The organism is Vibrio sp. Of14-4 (assembly GCF_022347625.1).
Taxonomy (GTDB): Bacteria; Pseudomonadota; Gammaproteobacteria; order Enterobacterales; family Vibrionaceae; genus Vibrio; species Vibrio pristinus.
On sequence record NZ_JAKRGI010000016.1, the window covers coordinates 87453 to 104709 of the forward strand.

The window sequence follows — 17257 nt, forward strand, 5'->3', positions numbered from 1 at the left end:
AAGAGTGTTTTTTTATGCGATTGATATATGTTTTGGATTAAATTTCATTAATTTTTTAGGATTTGTGAAACTTTTTATGATTGGTTTTATTAGAGTGAATGCTTTAAATTACGTTGATTTTGTAAAAATAATGAATGGTAAGAAATAACACTAGTGACGATGTTAAATAAATACGCTTACTCTTTCTTATCTTATATCATAACACTATGCTTTTGTGCTTACCTATTGACTTAATTTAATTGTCTCTGATTATTAAAAATCAGTATAGCATTTTGTGTTTTGTATACATAATATCTATGTAATCATTGAAATAATAAAAGCATAGAGAATTTATCTATAAATCGATGATGAGTAATCCAAACTGGATATAAGCATCATCTTGAATCTTAAGTTTCATATTTAGCTTTCTAAAAACCTCATTTTTTCATATCAATATTCTTCGGAAAAATAATAGTATAACGCATAAAAATAATTATTATTTATAGATTGATAAAATGCATAAGCTTTTAGAGCTTAAAATAGATTCGTGATTTGGTTGAGATATTTAATCTAGGCCAGTAAATTATAAATATAGTCAATGTGGTGAAAAGGGTTATGGGTGGGAATTATTGATACGTTGATAATAAAATTTGGCCATCAATGCTGAGGGCCAAGTTATTATTCATTTAAGATAAGTGTGTTTTTAACTTTTCTACTAGCTCGTTTATACCGTCTACAGATATGTCTTTGTGAGTGGCGAATCTGACAGGGTTACCCGGGCTAATAAGAATGCCATCATGACTTAGCTTTTCAGCGATAGTGTGTATGTCAATGTTGGAGTCCAGTTTAGCAAACACGAGATTAGTTTGAACAAAGTCTGGGTTGACATGAAAGCCTGGTAGTTGACTGAGTTTGACTGCAAGTGTCTTTGCGTTTTTGTGGTCGGTCTCAAGCTTGCTGACTTGTTCAGTCAGTGCCAGTTTACCAGCGGCTGCCAGAATCCCTGCTTGTCTCATCCCGCCACCAACCATTTTTCGTAAACGACGCGCTTTTGCAATGAATTCCTTGCTTCCCATAAGCAGCGAGCCTATTGGTGCAGCGAGCCCTTTAGACAGACATACCGTCATAGAGTCAAAATACTGAGCAATTTCTTTAATATCAACGTTAAGAGCAACCGCAGCATTGTAAGCTCTTGCCCCATCTAAGTGAAGTCCAAGCTTGTGGTGGTCACAAAATTTGCGAGCTTCCGCCATATAGGAAAGTGGTAACACCTTTCCGTTAATGGTGTTTTCAAGGCTTAGTAATTTTGTTCGAGCGAAGTGACTATCATCTGGTTTAATTGCCGCTCTAAGTTTGTCAAAATCAAGCGTGCCATCTGGATTATTTTCAATTGGTTGTGGCTGAATTGAGCCTAATACCGCAGCACCGCCAGCTTCATATTTGTAGTTGTGTGCTTGCTGACCACACAAATATTCATCCCCTCGCTCACAATGAGCCATTAAGCCGAGTAAGTTAGCCTGTGTTCCTGAACTTGTAAAAAGAGCCGCTTCAAAGCCATGCCTTTCTGCTGCCCATGTCTCTAGTTCATTTACGGTCGGATCGTCACCATAGACATCATCCCCTACTGGGGCATTTGCCATAGCTTGTCGCATTGCTTGGGTAGGTCGAGTGACGGTATCCGAACGGAAGTCCATGTTTTATCTCCTATAAGTATCCACATAATTTTGCTTTGCTGATACATGCGATAGTCTTAGTATCCGTAATTTCACCTTCGATGATTTTTTGTTCTATTTCAGAGAAAGGTAAGGAAATTACTTCTATGATTTCGTCATCATCGCACATAAGTTGGTGAGCTTTTGATAGGCCTTTAGCAACGTATAGATATTGAATTTCGTCACAAAAGCCAGGCAAAGGCGTCACTTTCCCAAGAGATATCATAGTTTCAGCATGATAACCAGTTTCTTCTGATAATTCTCTCACAGCACAAAGTTCGGGAGGTTCACTGTTTTCGATCGTACCCGCAGGCAATTCAAGTAGCCATTTCTTTAATGATGGCCGGTATTGGTTTACCAGTACTATGTCACCGTTAGGGAGTATTGGAAGTATCACCGCAGCACCAGGGTGAGAGATCGTTGTATGGGTAATAACTCTACCATTAGGTAGTGTGGTTTTCAGTTCTTGGAGAGAAATGCCTTTCCAAGTGTGGAGAGTTTTCAAAGGTGAGTCCATATAATCTATAATTAAGTCATTATTGAGTGATGATATAATGCAAATCATCAACGATTGAAAAAAGGTTATTAGACATTATGTCTCAAACCTTAGACACTGTTACAGTGATTTACGTCCCAATTTTGAAATCAAAGTTTTCAATACGTTACGTAAAAAGCGCTTCTGATATAAAGGCTGATCAAAACGAAAAAATCCACTTGTAACAGGGTTATAACAAATGTATAAAGCTATGCAGATTACACATGCTAGTTAATATTCAGAGGAACACACTATGATTAGCCCTACTAGAGTGTCCCATGCGCAAAAAGCGTTGCTCTCTGAACGAATCAATAAACTCGCTCAAGCCTTGTCTGACGGTGTTTATGAACGAGAAGATACGATAAAAATGTGTTTGCTTGCTGCCTTAGCTGGTGAAAGTGTATTTTTACTGGGTCCTCCCGGAATTGCCAAGAGTCTGATTGCCAAGAGGCTGATTCAAGCATTCGACAACTCCTCTTATTTTGAATACTTAATGACACGTTTTTCAACCCCTGAAGAAGTGTTCGGACCACTTAGTATTCAAGAACTTAAAGATAATGGCCGCTATGTGCGCTTGACCGAAGGCTACTTACCAACCGCTGAGGTAGTATTTCTTGATGAGATTTGGAAAGCGGGCCCCGCTATTTTAAATACCTTGCTGACAGTAGTGAACGAGAAAACGTTCAAAAATGGTAACAATATAGCCAAAGTCCCGATGCGTTTGCTCATTTCAGCCTCTAATGAACTGCCTGATGAAGATAGTGGCTTAGAAGCCTTATACGATAGGATGCTCGTACGTATTTTTGTTAATCGAATTCAGAACAAGCAGAACTTCAAATCTATGCTGACGGTGGGGACAATACAAGAAGCGATTATACCTGAAGGCTTAGCGATTACTGAGCAGGAGTACCATCAATGGCAATCAGAGCTTGAGCAACTGGAATTGAGCGACGCTACTTTTGAAAAGTTGTATGTGCTGAAGCAGATGTTAGAAAACGCAGCCGCTCAATGTAGTGAAATCGATGAGTCAGAGATGTATATTTCAGATCGGCGTTGGAAAAAAGCGGTCAAACTGCTTAAAGCCAGTGCTTACTTCAATGGTCGCGACGAGGTTAATCCACTTGATTTGTTATTGCTGCAAGATTGTCTGTGGAATAGCCCTGGGTCTCGTGAAATGGTCCAGAGTGTCATCAAGCAGTTTGCCCTAACCTGTGCTTTTGATCAGCAAGATGTCGAGCAGCAAATCATTTTATGTCGAGATGAATTGGCTGAGGTTCAGGCAGAGTTGGAATCTCAGTTTGGGATGCTGTTGTCAACGGAGTCCACAACGGGTCTTAGAAAAAAGCAAATCCACAGTTACAACATATCAGATGCAAACCTCTATGAAGTGGGTAACGCGTCTGGCTTAGTTAAGCTTGCTTTATTGCAAAGTAACTTGTCGGTTTCAGAATCTGAAAAAGGTGACAGCCGTTGGGTATATGTACCCAAGGGCGACCTAGAAAAAGTCATCAAAGAAGGTCACGGTGACGTATATGGCTATGTAAATAAAAATACCAACTTGTGCCGTATACGATTTGATCTTGATGCAGAGAGTAATCTGGTAATTAAAGATATAGCCAATCGTGCCGTGCTGGTATCTGTAGTGACAAAAGCAGGGTTGGATAAGAGCTTATACCAAGCTTGGCTAGGTAAGTCTGAGCAAGCGCTTGATCAGCTCAATCAAGCAGAGCATCACCTACTTAAAGTACGTTCTGATTTTCATGGCGCTTTACCACACCTCTTTGTTGACCAAGATCTTCCCAGAATCATGGAATCGAGTCTGCAAACACTTCAGCAAACGCTGGAGTCAACAAAGACCGAATGTGAGCGCACAGTACTGCGTTTTCGGCAGTTAAATCAGTTCTTTGCATGAGAGGTGATCTAGATGTTGGGCGCTGATGGTTTAAACTTGGCTTTAATGATCGCTGATTCAGGGATCATAGATTCGGCGGTAAACGACTTGATGGCCCGCTCTCAAGTCATGTCTTTGACTGAGAACAGGGGCGTAAGAGCAAAAGTAAAAAATCATCTTCTTAAATGGCGAGGCACAGTTAAAAAGCGCATCACCAATGTCTGTGAGACAGAGCGATTTCAGCAAGAGCTCGCTTTGTATCAGGATGTCATCCATTGGGATGAGCAAACCTTTTTCGATAATATCCCAGAGGTCATTAAAAAGCTCGAATGGCACTCTGCTTTTTATCTCAAAGCACGTAGGTTAATTGAAAAGAATAAAGGGCTTTATAACCCTATGTTTCCTCATTACTTTTGCGACCAGTGGTATCAAAGCTTGTCTGATGCAATTCGTCAGGCTCAAGTTTCCGAACTCGAAGCGAGTAAAGAGAAACTCCTCCAAGATTTATATCAACGTATGGAAACGATGAAAAACATGGATGGAGTGACTCAAGAAGGCGATGAAAGCAGTTTGGGTCGGCTATGGGATATGGCTGCGGCCAAATTGAGTAAAACCGATCTTTCAGCGATGAAACGCCATGCAGAGTTTTTGAAAAAAAATAAAGGCTTACAAGATATCGCTCAACAACTGGGTCGCATGGCTAGTGAAGTTAATGATCCTGAACTAAACCGAGCACCGACAGAAGATATACAGATGGTGGAGGAAAAGTCAGATGAAGCGACAGATGATATTGTTGGCATATATGAGAGTGATGATTTAAATAAGCTTCTGCCAAATGAAACCATGTTCTTGGCCTACCCAGAGCTGGAAGTCATATTCTATAAACACTTGGTTGATAAGCGATTAATGAACTATAGAATGCAAGGTAAATCCAGAACCTTGCGTAAAGTCAAAGCTCATCGGCCTGATAACATGCAAGCCGATGTGGAAAAGGGACCATTCATAGTATGTGTTGACTCCTCTGGCTCTATGAGTGGTTTCCCTGAGCAATGTGCTAAAGCGATTGCTTATGCGCTTATGCAGATTGCGCTCGCTGAAGATAGAGACTGTTTTGTAATTTTATTTTCGACTGAACAAATCACCTATCAGCTGACTCGGCAAGATGGTTTAAGAGATGCGAGTGACTTTTTAACCTATAGCTTTCACGGCGGTACTGACTTGGAGCCTGTTCTTGTCAAGTCAATCGACTTAATGAAAGGGGAAAGATATCGAAATGCTGATTTGGTTGTCATTTCAGATTTTATTGCGCCCAAACAGTCGCAAGAGCTACAACAGCAAGTTACGAACTTAAAAAAACAACACAATCGCTTCCACGCCATTAGTTTATCCAAGTACGGAAACCCCGAACTTATGTCTCTGTTTGATCATTGCTGGGCATATCACCCCAATTGGGTGGGGCGGGTGATGAAAAAGTGGTAAACCTAGACTGTCGCTGAGCTCTCTTTGACAGGATCTTGGTTACGATACCCCCTTGTTAACCCAACGACGGCAAGGATTGACATCAAAAGCATCAGACACCCAAGTGGCATCTGGTTGGGCGACGGTATCATAGAGGCAAGCAGAGTTGCCATTCCAGCCCCTAAGTTTTGGATGCCTCCTAACAGCGCGCCGCCTGTTCCTGCATGATAAGGGAAAGGGGAGAGGGCCCCCGTTGTTGCTGCAGGGAACAAAACACCAGCTCCGAGAAAGTAGATCGTGGCGCCTCCTACCAGCGTTAGAGCATCAGTTAGTCCCATTAGACCGGGAATAAAGACCACCAGCGAACCTACGGTAATAGCGATTAATCCAACTTGCAGTGCAGACTTCTCGCTCTTTCTTGTTGCGATTACACCAGATATAGCGGCCCCTATCAGGTAACCAGGAATGGGTATGACAAATAGTATGCTTACTACGGTTGCAGGAAGCCCTAATACTCCTCCGAGAAGCACGCCCGCTGCTGCTTCAAAAATTGCGACTCCGGAAAAGGTGGCTACTAAGCAGAGTAAGTAACCTTGAAACTTTGAATTGGACAGAACATAACGATAGCTATGGATAACGGCTTCGCTGCGGCGCTTAGACGGTGGCAGAGTTTCATCGAACCGAGTCATTATCGCGATGACGACCACAAGGCTAAACAGAGATAAAAAGAGATAGCTCGCTCGCCAGCCAAAGCTTTCGGTTAAGTAGCCTCCTAGTACAGGGGCTAGGAGAGGGCAAAAGATAATACACATGCTGATTAAGCTATTTACTTTGTGAAGGTCGTTTCCAGAGAATACATCTCGTGAGAGTGTACGGCACATTGCGCCTCCACTCCCTATACCTAGCCCTTGAATAAAGCTACCAGCTAAAAATGCTTCGAAGCTTTCAGCGTACAATGCTACCACGCTACCGATAATGTATATGCCAAGGCCAAAAATGATTATTGGTTTGCGCCCAAAGCGATCGGAGAGGGGACCATAAGCAAACTGTGATACGCCATATGGAATGAGGTAGCAGGCCATCACTGCTTGTAACTTAGTTGGTGAGACAAGAAACTCACTAGCCATATAGCCAATTGAAGGCACATACATTGTTTGCGTCATTTGGCCAACGGCGGCTAAAAGCGCGATAAACAATGTAAGTTTAATAACTTTATATGATGCGTTCATTTCAATTAACAAAAGGCTTATAAGTAAATGATATAACTAGTCTATTTATGCTAAAGCCATATAAAATAGAGACTTCTAGCTGTGAATGTGAGAGATGTTAGAATTATGTTGACGGTTTTGCAACAGTAAATGTGATTTTAAGCAAGATATTATTCTATGATTTGGATTAGAAAATATAATCAATAATCTAGGCAGTTTCAAGTTTGCTTAGACATGTTCTACACAAGCATAAGCCGGAAGAAAGTTCGGTCGGAAGAATGCGTTTCTCAAGTGAGAAGCACCAACATGTCTGCTTTCCTTGGGCTAAATCACAGCTAGCTGGCCCGTTGCAAGAAGGGCAACTATGGTCAGAAGTGTCACCTGATAATACATCGATGATTTCATTTCTCTTTGTGTCCGAGAAGGTTCTCCATTCTAAGATCTCTTCCATGGTTCTCAAGCATCCACTACAGATACCGCGATCATTTTTGCATGCTGCTATGCAGGGCGTTTTCAAGTTTAGCTCCCTATGCCTGTATACAATTTTTTAGTGTCGGACAATGCTATACCTTACAGTTAAAACTGCAATCATTATTAGAAATTTCTACTTTTGAGGATCTTAGAGTAAGCGATGGCTAAAACGGGTATTTATCACAATCGAATAACTATATAAGAAACTTTGAGGTTTCTTTTTCTTTGTTTGATGGGAGGGGGCCACTGTAGAGCGATACTTTATTTCTGCCGTTATGCTTTGACTGATAAAGGGCTATGTCGGCACGTTTTACCCAATCTTCCACACTTTCTTTGTTAACAAGTTGGGCGACACCAGAGCTAATAGTGACTTTCGCTTCTTCGGGATACTCACTTTGCTCTATATGTTGGCCCGTGTATATCATGGTATTTTTTGCGGCAAACTGGTCTCTTTCTGGCAACACCAGTAGGAACTCGTCTCCGCCTAGTCGGAACAGTAGGTCGGACTCTTCCATATGACGATACATGACCCCCACTACTTGTTTGATAACTTTGTCACCGAAATCATGCCCATATTGGTCATTGATTTTCTTAAAGTTATCAATATCAATCAGGGCGACTGATGAGATTGGGTAATTAGCGCAGACGTTCTCTAAGTGTTCTTGAAGCTCGTGCCGATTGAGAGCACCAGTCAAGCTATCACGTTCTGAAAGATATCGGAGTTCTTTTTGCAGCCTCTTGATTGCTTGAACAATCACATGAGCAATAACCGCTGTAGCAAGCAGAGAAAAAGCGTATCTGGAAGTAGTCGCTAGATGTTGATGAGGAAGTGCTGCTAAGGTACACCCTATTAAAAGAACGACATTAGCGCTTAATGCAAGTTTTATGGGTAACAGGAAAACCACACTGATGATAATGGGGAACACCCAATATGTGGCTAACGTACCAAATATGTGAATGGCCATAATCATGGACGTCACAAGCAAGATAAGGGGAAGGGTATGGCCGAAAAAGCCTTTACGCTTGTATACAATGGCGCTCACTTCGAGCAAAAGAGTGATTTCGAAAGTAAGTAGAATAGCGCCCAGCATTACTTCACCGATCAGGATATTGTTAATCCCAATAGGTACAAAGAATATTAATGTTGTTGCTGCGACAAACTTCAGTACTTGCTTTTGCCTACGTATGTCTAGGATAGCATCGGTATGATCAGCCTGAAGTTTGTATTTTTTTCCCATCATACTTTGTGAGTTTACGTTTAGCCCTGTATAAAACGTAAGCCCTAAGTATGGCTAAATCAATTTTGCAGGCAGAGTTATTCAGGCGTCGTGATACTTCCTATCTCTAAAACAGGGGCCACATCGATATCCTCAGCGTTCATCATCGAGGAAATCCGTTGAACTGAGGATAAAAGTAGTGATTGCTCCCACTCTTCAAGTCGCTGAAACTTATTAATAAAATTCTGCTGAAGCGGTGTAGGAGCTTGTTCTAAGACCAGTTTGCCTTTGTCAGTCAAATGAGCATGAACTTTACGCTTGTCTTGTACGCTACGAACACGTTTGACAAGCTCATTGCGCTCGAGGCGATCCAAGATAGTCGTCGCAGTTGCTTGACTCATGTTGGTATGGTTTGAAAGCTCACGAATAGTGACTTCTCCGAGCTCTCTTATTGAACGCATTAAAATCAATTGTGGCCCAGTTAAGCCAGATTCTTTACTTAGCCTTTTCGAGTGCAGATCAATGGCACGGATGATCTGTCGAATTGAGATAAGAACTTCTTCGTGCTTTTCCAATCTTGTTCCTTATATTAGTAAAGCGGTGGAGGCGAGAAAATACATCAAATTTTGCAGTATTTGAAGCCTTGCAAATGATAAATATCAAACTGGACTATCATCTTAGTGGATAGCATGGTGTTTATGAAACGTCATTTCAGTATTTTAGCTGTAAATGTGATGTGGTCAAATGTTTAGAAGTCAAACGTAATCTCGATGTTTAGATTTTTCATTATTGATTAAACTATCTTCTGTTAGTGTCTTTTTTGTTTGAAAATACTACAAATGGTACGAAAGTACTGGAATGATGCGTATCTGTGCGTACAATGATAGCGGATTGATTGAGCCTTGATATAGAGAAATTTGTTTTTATCACTAACGATTTTTCTATCTGAGGGTTTGGTCAGGGAAGAAAACCAACAAGAGAGGAATAATGACTAAAGGTATAGATAAGTACAGTATCGACAGTACTGACTACACGGTCGGTCAAGATAATGTCCAAAAGTGGGGGTTTGATGTACATAACCCTGTATTTGGAATTAGTGCAGGCCTGATTGGCTTGTTTTTACTCATGACAGCGCTCATGGATGCAGAATCAGCAAAAGCGCTGCTTGATGGAGTAAAATGGAAGATTATTGGCAGCTTTGATTGGTTGTTCATCTGGTCAGGTAATATATTTGTCCTATTTTGTATCGCTCTTATTGTTACGCCGCTAGGCAAGATTCGTTTGGGTGGGCAAGATGCCACAGCCGACTACTCCTATGTCTCTTGGCTTTCTATGCTATTTGCTGCAGGAATGGGTATCGGCCTTATGTTCTGGAGTGTTGCAGAACCTGTCGCTTATTTTACTGGTTGGTACAAAACGCCATTAGGTGTTGAAGCCAATACAGCAGAAGCAGCGAAACTGGCCATGGGCGCAACTATGTATCACTGGGGTCTTCACCCTTGGGCGATTTATGGTGTGGTTGCTTTATCTCTCGCCTTTTTTGCCTACAACAAAGGTCTTCCGCTATCAATTCGTTCTATTTTCTACCCAATACTCGGCGATAGAGCTTGGGGCTGGGCTGGGCATATTGTTGATATTCTGGCTGTATTAGCGACACTATTTGGTTTGGCGACCTCGTTAGGGCTAGGAGCGCAGCAAGCTGCCAGTGGTATTCATCATGTATTTGGCTTTGAAGCCAACATGGGGTTACAAGTTGCCGTTATTACGATTGTGACTCTGCTTGCGGTGGTATCTGTTATTCGTGGTATTGATGGTGGTGTTAAGGTCATTAGTAATATCAATATGATCGTCGCTTTCTTATTGCTTATTATGGTGGCTTTGATTGGTTACGCCGTAGCGTTTGGTAACATAGGTACGACCTTGATGGCCTATGTTGAAAATATTATCCCGCTCAGCAACCCTCACGGCCGCGAAGATGAGGCCTGGTTCCAAGGTTGGACTGTTTTCTATTGGGCATGGTGGATTTCATGGTCACCATTTGTTGGTATGTTTATCGCTCGTGTGTCTAAGGGTAGAACGGTGAGAGAATTCATGACAGCTGTGCTAATTGTTCCTTCAGTCGTCACTCTACTTTGGATGTCAGTCTTTGGTGGTATAGCTATCGATCAGGTGGTGAATAACGTAGGTGAGTTGGGCGCAAACGGGCTTACCGATGTCTCTTTAGCTATGTTCCAGATGTTTGACGTACTACCATTTGGCACTGTGCTATCTGTGATTGCCGTCGTGTTGGTTCTGGTATTCTTTATTACCTCATCGGACTCTGGTTCTTTGGTTATCGATAGCATTACGGCTGGTGGTAAAGTGGATGCTCCAGTTCTACAACGTGTTTTCTGGGCATTTATGGAAGGGGCGATCGCTGTTGCGCTACTTTGGATCGGTGGTACTGAAGCCGTTCAAGGCTTACAAGCTGGCGCTATCTCTACTGCGTTACCCTTTACCTTTATCCTGCTACTTATGTGTGTGAGCTTACTTATGGGTATGCGCACAGAAAAATACTAGCGTTAAGTAATAGAACTACTAACTATAACAAAGGGCGATTAATCGCCCTTTTTTAGTTTTTACCTATTGCTCACGTAGTAAACTGGACCAAAAAGCACCTTATTTCAATCCTATAGCGATAGGCCTAAAAAAAGATAAAAAACTACTGGCTGCTATTTATCTTTTTTCCCTGCATTTCCGCGTATTTCGTTTCACTCCTTATATCGCTTTTCGATAGAGTTCGCTGCAACTTATCGATATTAATAGCTTTATAAATGGTGACTATAAATGAATATTCCAAATAAAGGGTTTTCATTGAAGCTTTTATGCTTAGCAAGCTTGCCCGTAATACTTATCGGGTGTGGTGGTGGTAGTAGTAGCAGTGGTCCTGAGTTTGTTGCTAAAAAAGATGCTTTTGATGTTTTAGAAGCGAGGCAGGTTACATTAAAGGGCCTTAGCGTTGGAGGTGATCTCTATACTGAGATCGACTGGGGGGATGGGACGGTCGAAGAAATACGGTATTCTTACGATCATTATAGCCATGATTATGACGGAAGTTATACTGGTGAGATTTTGTTAACATCACATTGCTATGAGCCATGTAAAACGACGATTGATATCTCAGGAAATGTAAAGATCGACACGTCAGGTTTGACAAATGCTTCGCCGACAAGATTGAAAGTTGAGCAAGTAACCGAATTTACCGGCTCTCTATCAAATTTACCAAACAGTGTTAAGGAGCTAGATATTGATGCCGAGTTGCTGGAAGGAGATTTAGCGGACTTACCACCTAATCTTACTTCGTTAAACTTAAGAAATCGCGACAATCGTGGGACTATATCAGGCAGTATTGCCTCTCTGCCTAGTTCAATCAACGACTTAAGCCTCGGCTCTACGGCAGACTTCATCGGTAGTCTTGCGGATCTGCCTTCATCAATTAAGTCTGTCCACATTTACAAGAACACACTTAATGGTAGGTTGTCTGAGCTTAATCGCTCGCTTGAGTGGGTGCGTATCGATAATGATAGTCTCACATATCAAGGCGATGAGCTCGGTGATTTACCGCCTAATCTGAAGAGCCTAGACTTATACAATTGGACAGTCACTGGGGATATATCTGCACTTCCACGTACTCTATACTATCTTAGCATCAAAGATGGAAATGCAGTTTACGGTACAATATCTGAACTGCCTGCTAGCCTAACCACTCTGACCCTTGGCAATGGTTTTAACCTTATTGGCATGTATTCAGAGCTACCAAGAAAGCTAACCTCAATGTCATTTGGGCAAGATGTGACGATTAGCGGGTCTATGGGTGATTTGCCTAATGGGTTAACATCATTTAGTTGGGATGATGCCACTCCTCCAGACCAATTGGTAACTAAATTACCCAATGGACTAGGCCGGATATTGCTGGATTCTAAGACGGAAACATTCACATCTGATTATGTTGACTCAATTCTAAATGTACTCGACGCTAATGGATTATCTTCGAGTAACTCACAGAGCAGTTTAAATGTACATTTAACGGGGAATACGATGGAACCTGCGACAAATACAGGTGCAATTGATTCGTTAACAAGTAAAGGTTGGACTGTTAACGTTAAGAGCTAAATAAGTAGCAAGTGCATGATTATTTGGGGAAGTCTGGTTATATCCAGACTTCCCCGAGTTTTGTGGTGCGCTTGTAGTGATGGGCTATTTGAGCTTGCAGTAATTCTGCGGTTGCGACGGCATCAGTCAGTGCATGATGTGGCGTGTAATTGGGCAGGCCATAGCGGGTTCTGCTTGCCCCAAGGCGTACGGATTCAGGCTTTTTGCCTATCAATCGCTTTAAAAAACTGCCATTGGCTTGCTGCTGGTAAAGAGTTTCTAGATGCATGGTATCAATAACCGGAAACTCAATACCTTCGTTGATGCGATCGGTCAGCGCTCGGTCAAAAAACTCCCGCTCGATTCTCTGATAATGCACGACCATGACTTTGCCTGCCATTTGCTCTAACACTTGTCCGTAAATCTCAATTAAATCGGGTGCATCGAGTATGTCACTATGGGTAATGCCGTGAATAACCACAGATTCTTCCGCAAGTTGTTGGCGAGGTCTTACTGTCCAATGACGAGCTTGATTAAGGAAAATGCGATTAAGAGTAAAGGGGACTGTCCCTATGGTGATGATGTCATCATGGTTAGAGTCTAATCCCGTGGTTTCAAAATCCATCGCCAAAAAAGTCGTCTCCTCAATAGGAGTCATAGAGCTAGGTACACTGGCGGCATAATACTCTTTCAGTGCTGAATCTTTGCTTTGCTTATGTTTGATATCAAATGCTTTTTGCCAGTTGATATGAGAAGCATTGATGAGATTATTGATCATTTGCACCTACTTGAAATTATTACTGGCTTGGTAACGATACTTGAGAAAGTTTTGCGCGTTACTCAAAATTTGGAAGGCATCTTTAAGGTTACGACGCTCAAAGTCAGACAAGTTTTCTGGTTCTATGTTGTTATCTGGCTCAATCTCGTTTTCGACGTCGTAGGCTTGGTGGCGTATCCGTACCATGGAGATAAACTCAAGCGCATCTTTGAGATCTCGCGCCTTGCCTTTGGGTAAAATGCCGGCTTCATGAATATCATCTAAGCGCTCGAATGAGTTTGTTGACCGAGAACCCACCGCAAGGGCATGGACTCGAATCAGATCGGCAAGTGGGGCTGTGCCTCTGCGCTTGAGGTTGATCGAATTCTTATGCTGGCCGTCTTGTTCCATCACAAAGGCTTTAAAGAAGCCAAGCGGAGGAGTGCGGTTCATGGCGTTGCGTGCGAGACAGGCAAGAAAACGGTTATTTTTCCGTGCTCGCCGAACAATAAAACCATTGAGTTGCTCAGCCCATTTTAGCCGGCCATAGACACCCACAAGATCAAAGAAGATAGAAGCATTAAGTAGAGCTTTAGGGTTGGGATCATCAATCCAGTCAGAGAAACATTCTTCCCATTCGCTGCGCGTCATGCGCCAAACTGGATTGGTCGCCATAATATCACCCGTACAATAGGTATAGCCGCAGCGATCCAAACCGTCGCAGATTTTCTTGGCCAAGTCGGCAAAATACTGGCCGTGCTGTTTACTGTCATAGCTATTATCAAGGATGATGGCGTTGTCTTGGTCTGTGACCAATATTTGTTCATCGCGCCCCATAGAGCCAAGGGCCAGAAAACAATAGGGAATTGGCGGCTCTCCAAGCTCTTCTTCTGCCAGCTCTATGATTCTTTGCTTAAAGCTTTTACCAATCACCGACATGGCGCTGCCAACCATATGTGAGTTAGCATCTTCATTAACCAGTCTTACAAAGCTGTCTTTGACTTGCTCGGCGAGTGAAGCCAGCTCTTCGATGGATTGCTGCTGATAAATACTGCTCACCAAGAGTAAAGAGTTTTGCGACTCATAGCGGACGATATCGGTCGTTTCGACAATGCCGATCGGCTTTTTATCTTTTAATACCGGCAGGTGATGCACATTGTACCTAAGCATAGTGAGCATGGCTTCATACACATAGGCATTGTGATCAAGTGAGATGACTTCAGTGGTCATCACGTTAGAAACTGGGTCGTTTGGGTCCAAGCCTTCAGCCAATACACGAGTACATAAGTCTCGGTCTGTGATAATGCCGACCAAAGGAGATTGATCTTCTTCGTTGTCTTCAAGAATATTTGGGTCGATAACCAGCAAGGAGGACACATTCTCATCGGCCATTTTTATCGCAGCATTTTGAATGGTTTCATCTTTTTCAAGAAAAGGTGTTTCGCCTTTTAACAGGGTGCGAACTTTAGAAGTGGTGAGATCGTTTTGCTCATTACTGCTGGAGACAGCTTGGCGCAGACGAGCCGTGTCTTCTACTTCAACAAAATCGGCGAAAGTCTCATGGTTATCGTAGAGCTCCTGAAAAGCAGATTCAGGTATACAGTAGAGCAGAGTATCTTTAATGGCTTTGGCTGGAAAGCGCACTTTATTATTGGTTAACAACCCCATTTGGCCAAATAGGGCGCCTTCATCTAAGCGGTTATACAGCTCGCCTTTGCGCCGATAGACTTCGACCACACCGCTGCGCACCATGTAAAGATCATGGATTTCATCACCAAAATGGATAACCGGCGTATCTTCACGAAAATAAGAAATCTCAACATTACTCGCGACGAAGTTAAGCACGTCATCGTCGAGCTCATCAAACGGTGGGTGTTGAGACAGGAAATTCTTTATGTCCAGTAGTTCTGCTTCCATGAAGGTGTCCGATGTAACTGTGTTATTTTACATGTTACATGATCTTATGAGGGACTTCATGGTAGGCGCCTAAAAACTCACAGAAAAATGCTGTGATTAGCAAACTACTTGGTGAGATCCTCAATAATAGGGCACTGGCTTCCTTCATCGCCTGGGCATGCATTGATCCACGAAGTAAGCTGCTGCTGTATTTCTTGTAGCTGGCTAATTTTCACTTCTACTTCATTAAGCTTTTGCTGCGCTTTTTGTTTAACTGCGCGGCTGGTGCGCTTGGGGTTTTGGGCCAGTTGGACAAATTCCTTACATTCTTGAAGCGAAAAGCCTGCATTTTTAGCACGAGAGACCAAATTAAGTTCTTGTATGTGTTGGTCATGATACTCGCGATAGCCCGCATCACTGCGACTAGGCGGGCTGATCACTCCTTTCTCCTCGTAAAGGCGAATAGACTTACTTGATAAGCCAGTAAGTTTGGATACCGCTCCTATATTCATGCTGACCTCTTTGCGTGTTCACTCACAAGGTGACTATGACTGATCTTTTTTCGCACCTCAAGTCCCTTTGCTTGCTTTGCCTGTCTACTGACAGCATAAATTTCGCTGACAAATTAAAGCCTAGCTTGTGCTTGATCAACGAAAATGGGTTTGCATACTTCTAAGACTTTAAAAAAGTTGAAGCATTAAAAAAATATTGAGTAAGATTATGGTAGACGAGGGAGAAGTTACTCCCACTTATGCTCTATTACAGGATATCGCTCATGCCCAAATCGTTTGTTTTAGTGATTAATTCAGGGAGTTCTTCCCTTAAGTTTGCCGTTATTGATTCCTCGACAGGCGAAGAAGTTATTTCTGGCTTGGGCGAGTGCTTCGGCCTAGCGGAAGCCGTTATTAGCTGGAAACACCAAGGCGCCAAAACGCAACACAAGATTAAAGCAAAAGATAACCATCATGAGTATGCGATTGAGCAAATTGTAAGCCTGATAGAATCCTTAGGGCTTTCAAAACAATTGGTTGCAGTAGGGCATAGAATTGTCCACGGCGGTGAAAAGTTTACCTCCACAGTTCGCATTGATGATAAGGTACTGGCTGAAATTGACGCTTTATCTGCCCTTGCTCCGCTGCACAATCCTGCGGGCGTTAAGGGAATTAAGGCAGCGTTAAATAAATTTCCAAGTTTGCCGCAATTTGCCGTTTTTGATACTGCGTTTCACCAGAGTATGCCAGATAAAGCCTTTACTTACGGCATTCCACAGCAGCTATACAAAGAGCATGGCATTCGCCGTTATGGTTTTCATGGCACTAGCCATTATTATGTCAGCCGTGAAGCGGCGAAAATGCTTGGTCAGACGGTTGAAGAGTCAAATATTATATCGGTGCACTTAGGTAATGGAGCCTCGGTGTGCGCCGTGAGTGCAGGCCGCTCTGTTGATACCTCTATGGGCTTTACGCCATTGGCTGGGCTTATGATGGGCACGCGCTGCGGGGATTTAGATTCAGGGATCATCGAATTTTTGATCAAGAAGGGTTGGAGCCAAGAAAGCGTGTTTGAAACCCTAAATAAGAAATCGGGTTTTCTCGGGGTTTCTGGGCTAACTTCAGATGCCAGAGGCATACTTGAGGCCATGGAAGAAGGGCACAAAGGCGCGAAATTGGCCTTTGATGTCTTTACTTACCGAGTCGCAAAATATATAGCCGCCTACCTTGTGCCGCTCGATAAGCTGGATGCAATCGTCTTTACCGGCGGCATTGGTGAAAATGCATTGCCGATTCGCAGCGAAATCATTAAAAACCTTAAACTGCTCGGTTTTGTGGAAGACGCAGTAGCCAACCAAGCCGCTCGCTTTGGTCAATCTGGTATTATCGCCAAATCCGAGTTACTTGGCGCCGTGGCCATGGTGATCCCAACCAATGAAGAATACGTGATCGCCAAGCAATCGGTTGAGCTGCTTTAAACGATAAAACAGACAGTCAAAAGCGAGCGTTAG

The 17257-nt window shown here is 42.6% G+C and carries 14 protein-coding genes; 5 read left to right on the forward strand and 9 right to left on the reverse strand.

Annotation, left to right across the window (positions count from 1 at the left end; all coding sequences use genetic code 11):
* Positions 1-665: 665 nt before the first annotated feature.
* Both ltaE and MHN79_RS15500 read right to left on the reverse strand, forming a co-directional pair.
* Positions 666-1673, reverse strand: a complete 1008-nt coding sequence (ltaE, locus tag MHN79_RS15495; protein WP_239173624.1) for a low-specificity L-threonine aldolase — start codon at positions 1671-1673, stop codon at positions 666-668.
* 10 nt (positions 1674-1683) lie between these two features.
* The gene (locus MHN79_RS15500) at positions 1684-2208 is read right to left on the reverse strand and encodes an NUDIX hydrolase (protein ID WP_239173625.1); all 525 of its coding nucleotides are present in this window, start codon (positions 2206-2208) and stop codon (positions 1684-1686) included.
* A 271-nt stretch (positions 2209-2479) separates the two neighbouring features.
* Between MHN79_RS15500 and MHN79_RS15505 the strand changes: the two genes are divergently transcribed.
* Together MHN79_RS15505 and viaA are read left to right on the forward strand one after the other, a co-directional pair.
* Positions 2480-4138 (forward strand): ATPase RavA domain-containing protein, encoded by a 1659-nt coding sequence (locus MHN79_RS15505; protein ID WP_239173626.1) that lies wholly within the window; start codon positions 2480-2482, stop codon positions 4136-4138.
* A 12-nt stretch (positions 4139-4150) separates the two neighbouring features.
* Complete coding sequence (viaA, locus tag MHN79_RS15510) at positions 4151-5596, forward strand: ATPase RavA stimulator ViaA (RefSeq protein ID WP_239173627.1); 1446 nt, start codon at positions 4151-4153, stop codon at positions 5594-5596.
* A gap of 2 nt (positions 5597-5598) precedes the next feature.
* Here the strand turns inward: viaA and emrD are convergent, their stop codons facing one another.
* The 4 genes from emrD to MHN79_RS15530 all read right to left on the reverse strand — a co-directional run bounded on the left by emrD (position 5599) and on the right by MHN79_RS15530 (position 9046).
* Positions 5599-6804, reverse strand: coding sequence for a multidrug efflux MFS transporter EmrD (gene emrD, locus MHN79_RS15515; RefSeq protein ID WP_239173628.1), 1206 nt, complete (start codon positions 6802-6804; stop codon positions 5599-5601).
* Between the two features lie 187 nt (positions 6805-6991).
* On the reverse strand, positions 6992-7300 hold the full coding sequence (locus MHN79_RS15520; protein WP_239173629.1) for a cysteine-rich CWC family protein: 309 nt from the start codon (positions 7298-7300) through the stop codon (positions 6992-6994).
* A 148-nt stretch (positions 7301-7448) separates the two neighbouring features.
* Positions 7449-8495, reverse strand: a complete 1047-nt coding sequence (locus MHN79_RS15525; protein WP_239173630.1) for a GGDEF domain-containing protein — start codon at positions 8493-8495, stop codon at positions 7449-7451.
* A 74-nt stretch (positions 8496-8569) separates the two neighbouring features.
* Positions 8570-9046, reverse strand: coding sequence for a MarR family transcriptional regulator (locus MHN79_RS15530; RefSeq protein WP_239173631.1), 477 nt, complete (start codon positions 9044-9046; stop codon positions 8570-8572).
* Positions 9047-9458: 412 nt separating this feature from the next.
* Here MHN79_RS15530 and MHN79_RS15535 point away from each other — a divergent pair, with 412 nt between their 5' ends.
* Positions 9459-11030 carry a BCCT family transporter gene (locus MHN79_RS15535; RefSeq protein WP_160928168.1) on the forward strand — a complete coding sequence of 524 codons (1572 nt, stop codon included), beginning with the start codon at positions 9459-9461 and terminating at the stop codon, positions 11028-11030.
* A gap of 267 nt (positions 11031-11297) precedes the next feature.
* Positions 11298-12623 carry a hypothetical protein gene (locus tag MHN79_RS15540; RefSeq protein ID WP_239173632.1) on the forward strand — a complete coding sequence of 442 codons (1326 nt, stop codon included), beginning with the start codon at positions 11298-11300 and terminating at the stop codon, positions 12621-12623.
* Between the two features lie 37 nt (positions 12624-12660).
* Here MHN79_RS15540 and MHN79_RS15545 read toward each other — a convergent pair whose 3' ends face one another.
* The 3 genes from MHN79_RS15545 to cueR all read right to left on the reverse strand — a co-directional run bounded on the left by MHN79_RS15545 (position 12661) and on the right by cueR (position 15767).
* Complete coding sequence (locus MHN79_RS15545; protein WP_239173633.1) at positions 12661-13380, reverse strand: 3'-5' exonuclease; 720 nt, start codon at positions 13378-13380, stop codon at positions 12661-12663.
* Positions 13381-13386: 6 nt separating this feature from the next.
* Complete coding sequence (locus MHN79_RS15550; RefSeq protein ID WP_239173634.1) at positions 13387-15276, reverse strand: DUF294 nucleotidyltransferase-like domain-containing protein; 1890 nt, start codon at positions 15274-15276, stop codon at positions 13387-13389.
* Between the two features lie 104 nt (positions 15277-15380).
* Positions 15381-15767 carry a Cu(I)-responsive transcriptional regulator gene (cueR, locus tag MHN79_RS15555; RefSeq protein ID WP_239173635.1) on the reverse strand — a complete coding sequence of 129 codons (387 nt, stop codon included), beginning with the start codon at positions 15765-15767 and terminating at the stop codon, positions 15381-15383.
* A 263-nt stretch (positions 15768-16030) separates the two neighbouring features.
* On the opposite strand from cueR, the gene MHN79_RS15560 reads away from it, so the two are divergent.
* Positions 16031-17224: an acetate/propionate family kinase gene (locus MHN79_RS15560; protein ID WP_239173636.1), complete on the forward strand. Its 1194-nt coding sequence runs from the start codon at positions 16031-16033 to the stop codon at positions 17222-17224.
* Positions 17225-17257: the final 33 nt, after the last annotated feature.

Coding starts and splice junctions, on each gene's coding strand:
- MHN79_RS15550 (WP_239173634.1), bottom strand. CDS start 15,276: ATGGAAGCAGAACTACTGGACATAAAGAATTTCCTGTCTCAACACCCA.
- ltaE (WP_239173624.1), bottom strand. CDS start 1,673: ATGGACTTCCGTTCGGATACCGTCACTCGACCTACCCAAGCAATGCGA.
- MHN79_RS15545 (WP_239173633.1), bottom strand. CDS start 13,380: ATGATCAATAATCTCATCAATGCTTCTCATATCAACTGGCAAAAAGCA.
- MHN79_RS15535 (WP_160928168.1), top strand. CDS start 9,459: ATGACTAAAGGTATAGATAAGTACAGTATCGACAGTACTGACTACACG.
- MHN79_RS15540 (WP_239173632.1), top strand. CDS start 11,298: ATGAATATTCCAAATAAAGGGTTTTCATTGAAGCTTTTATGCTTAGCA.
- cueR (WP_239173635.1), bottom strand. CDS start 15,767: ATGAATATAGGAGCGGTATCCAAACTTACTGGCTTATCAAGTAAGTCT.
- MHN79_RS15500 (WP_239173625.1), bottom strand. CDS start 2,208: ATGGACTCACCTTTGAAAACTCTCCACACTTGGAAAGGCATTTCTCTC.
- viaA (WP_239173627.1), top strand. CDS start 4,151: ATGTTGGGCGCTGATGGTTTAAACTTGGCTTTAATGATCGCTGATTCA.
- MHN79_RS15560 (WP_239173636.1), top strand. CDS start 16,031: ATGCCCAAATCGTTTGTTTTAGTGATTAATTCAGGGAGTTCTTCCCTT.
- MHN79_RS15525 (WP_239173630.1), bottom strand. CDS start 8,495: ATGATGGGAAAAAAATACAAACTTCAGGCTGATCATACCGATGCTATC.
- MHN79_RS15505 (WP_239173626.1), top strand. CDS start 2,480: ATGATTAGCCCTACTAGAGTGTCCCATGCGCAAAAAGCGTTGCTCTCT.
- emrD (WP_239173628.1), bottom strand. CDS start 6,804: ATGAACGCATCATATAAAGTTATTAAACTTACATTGTTTATCGCGCTT.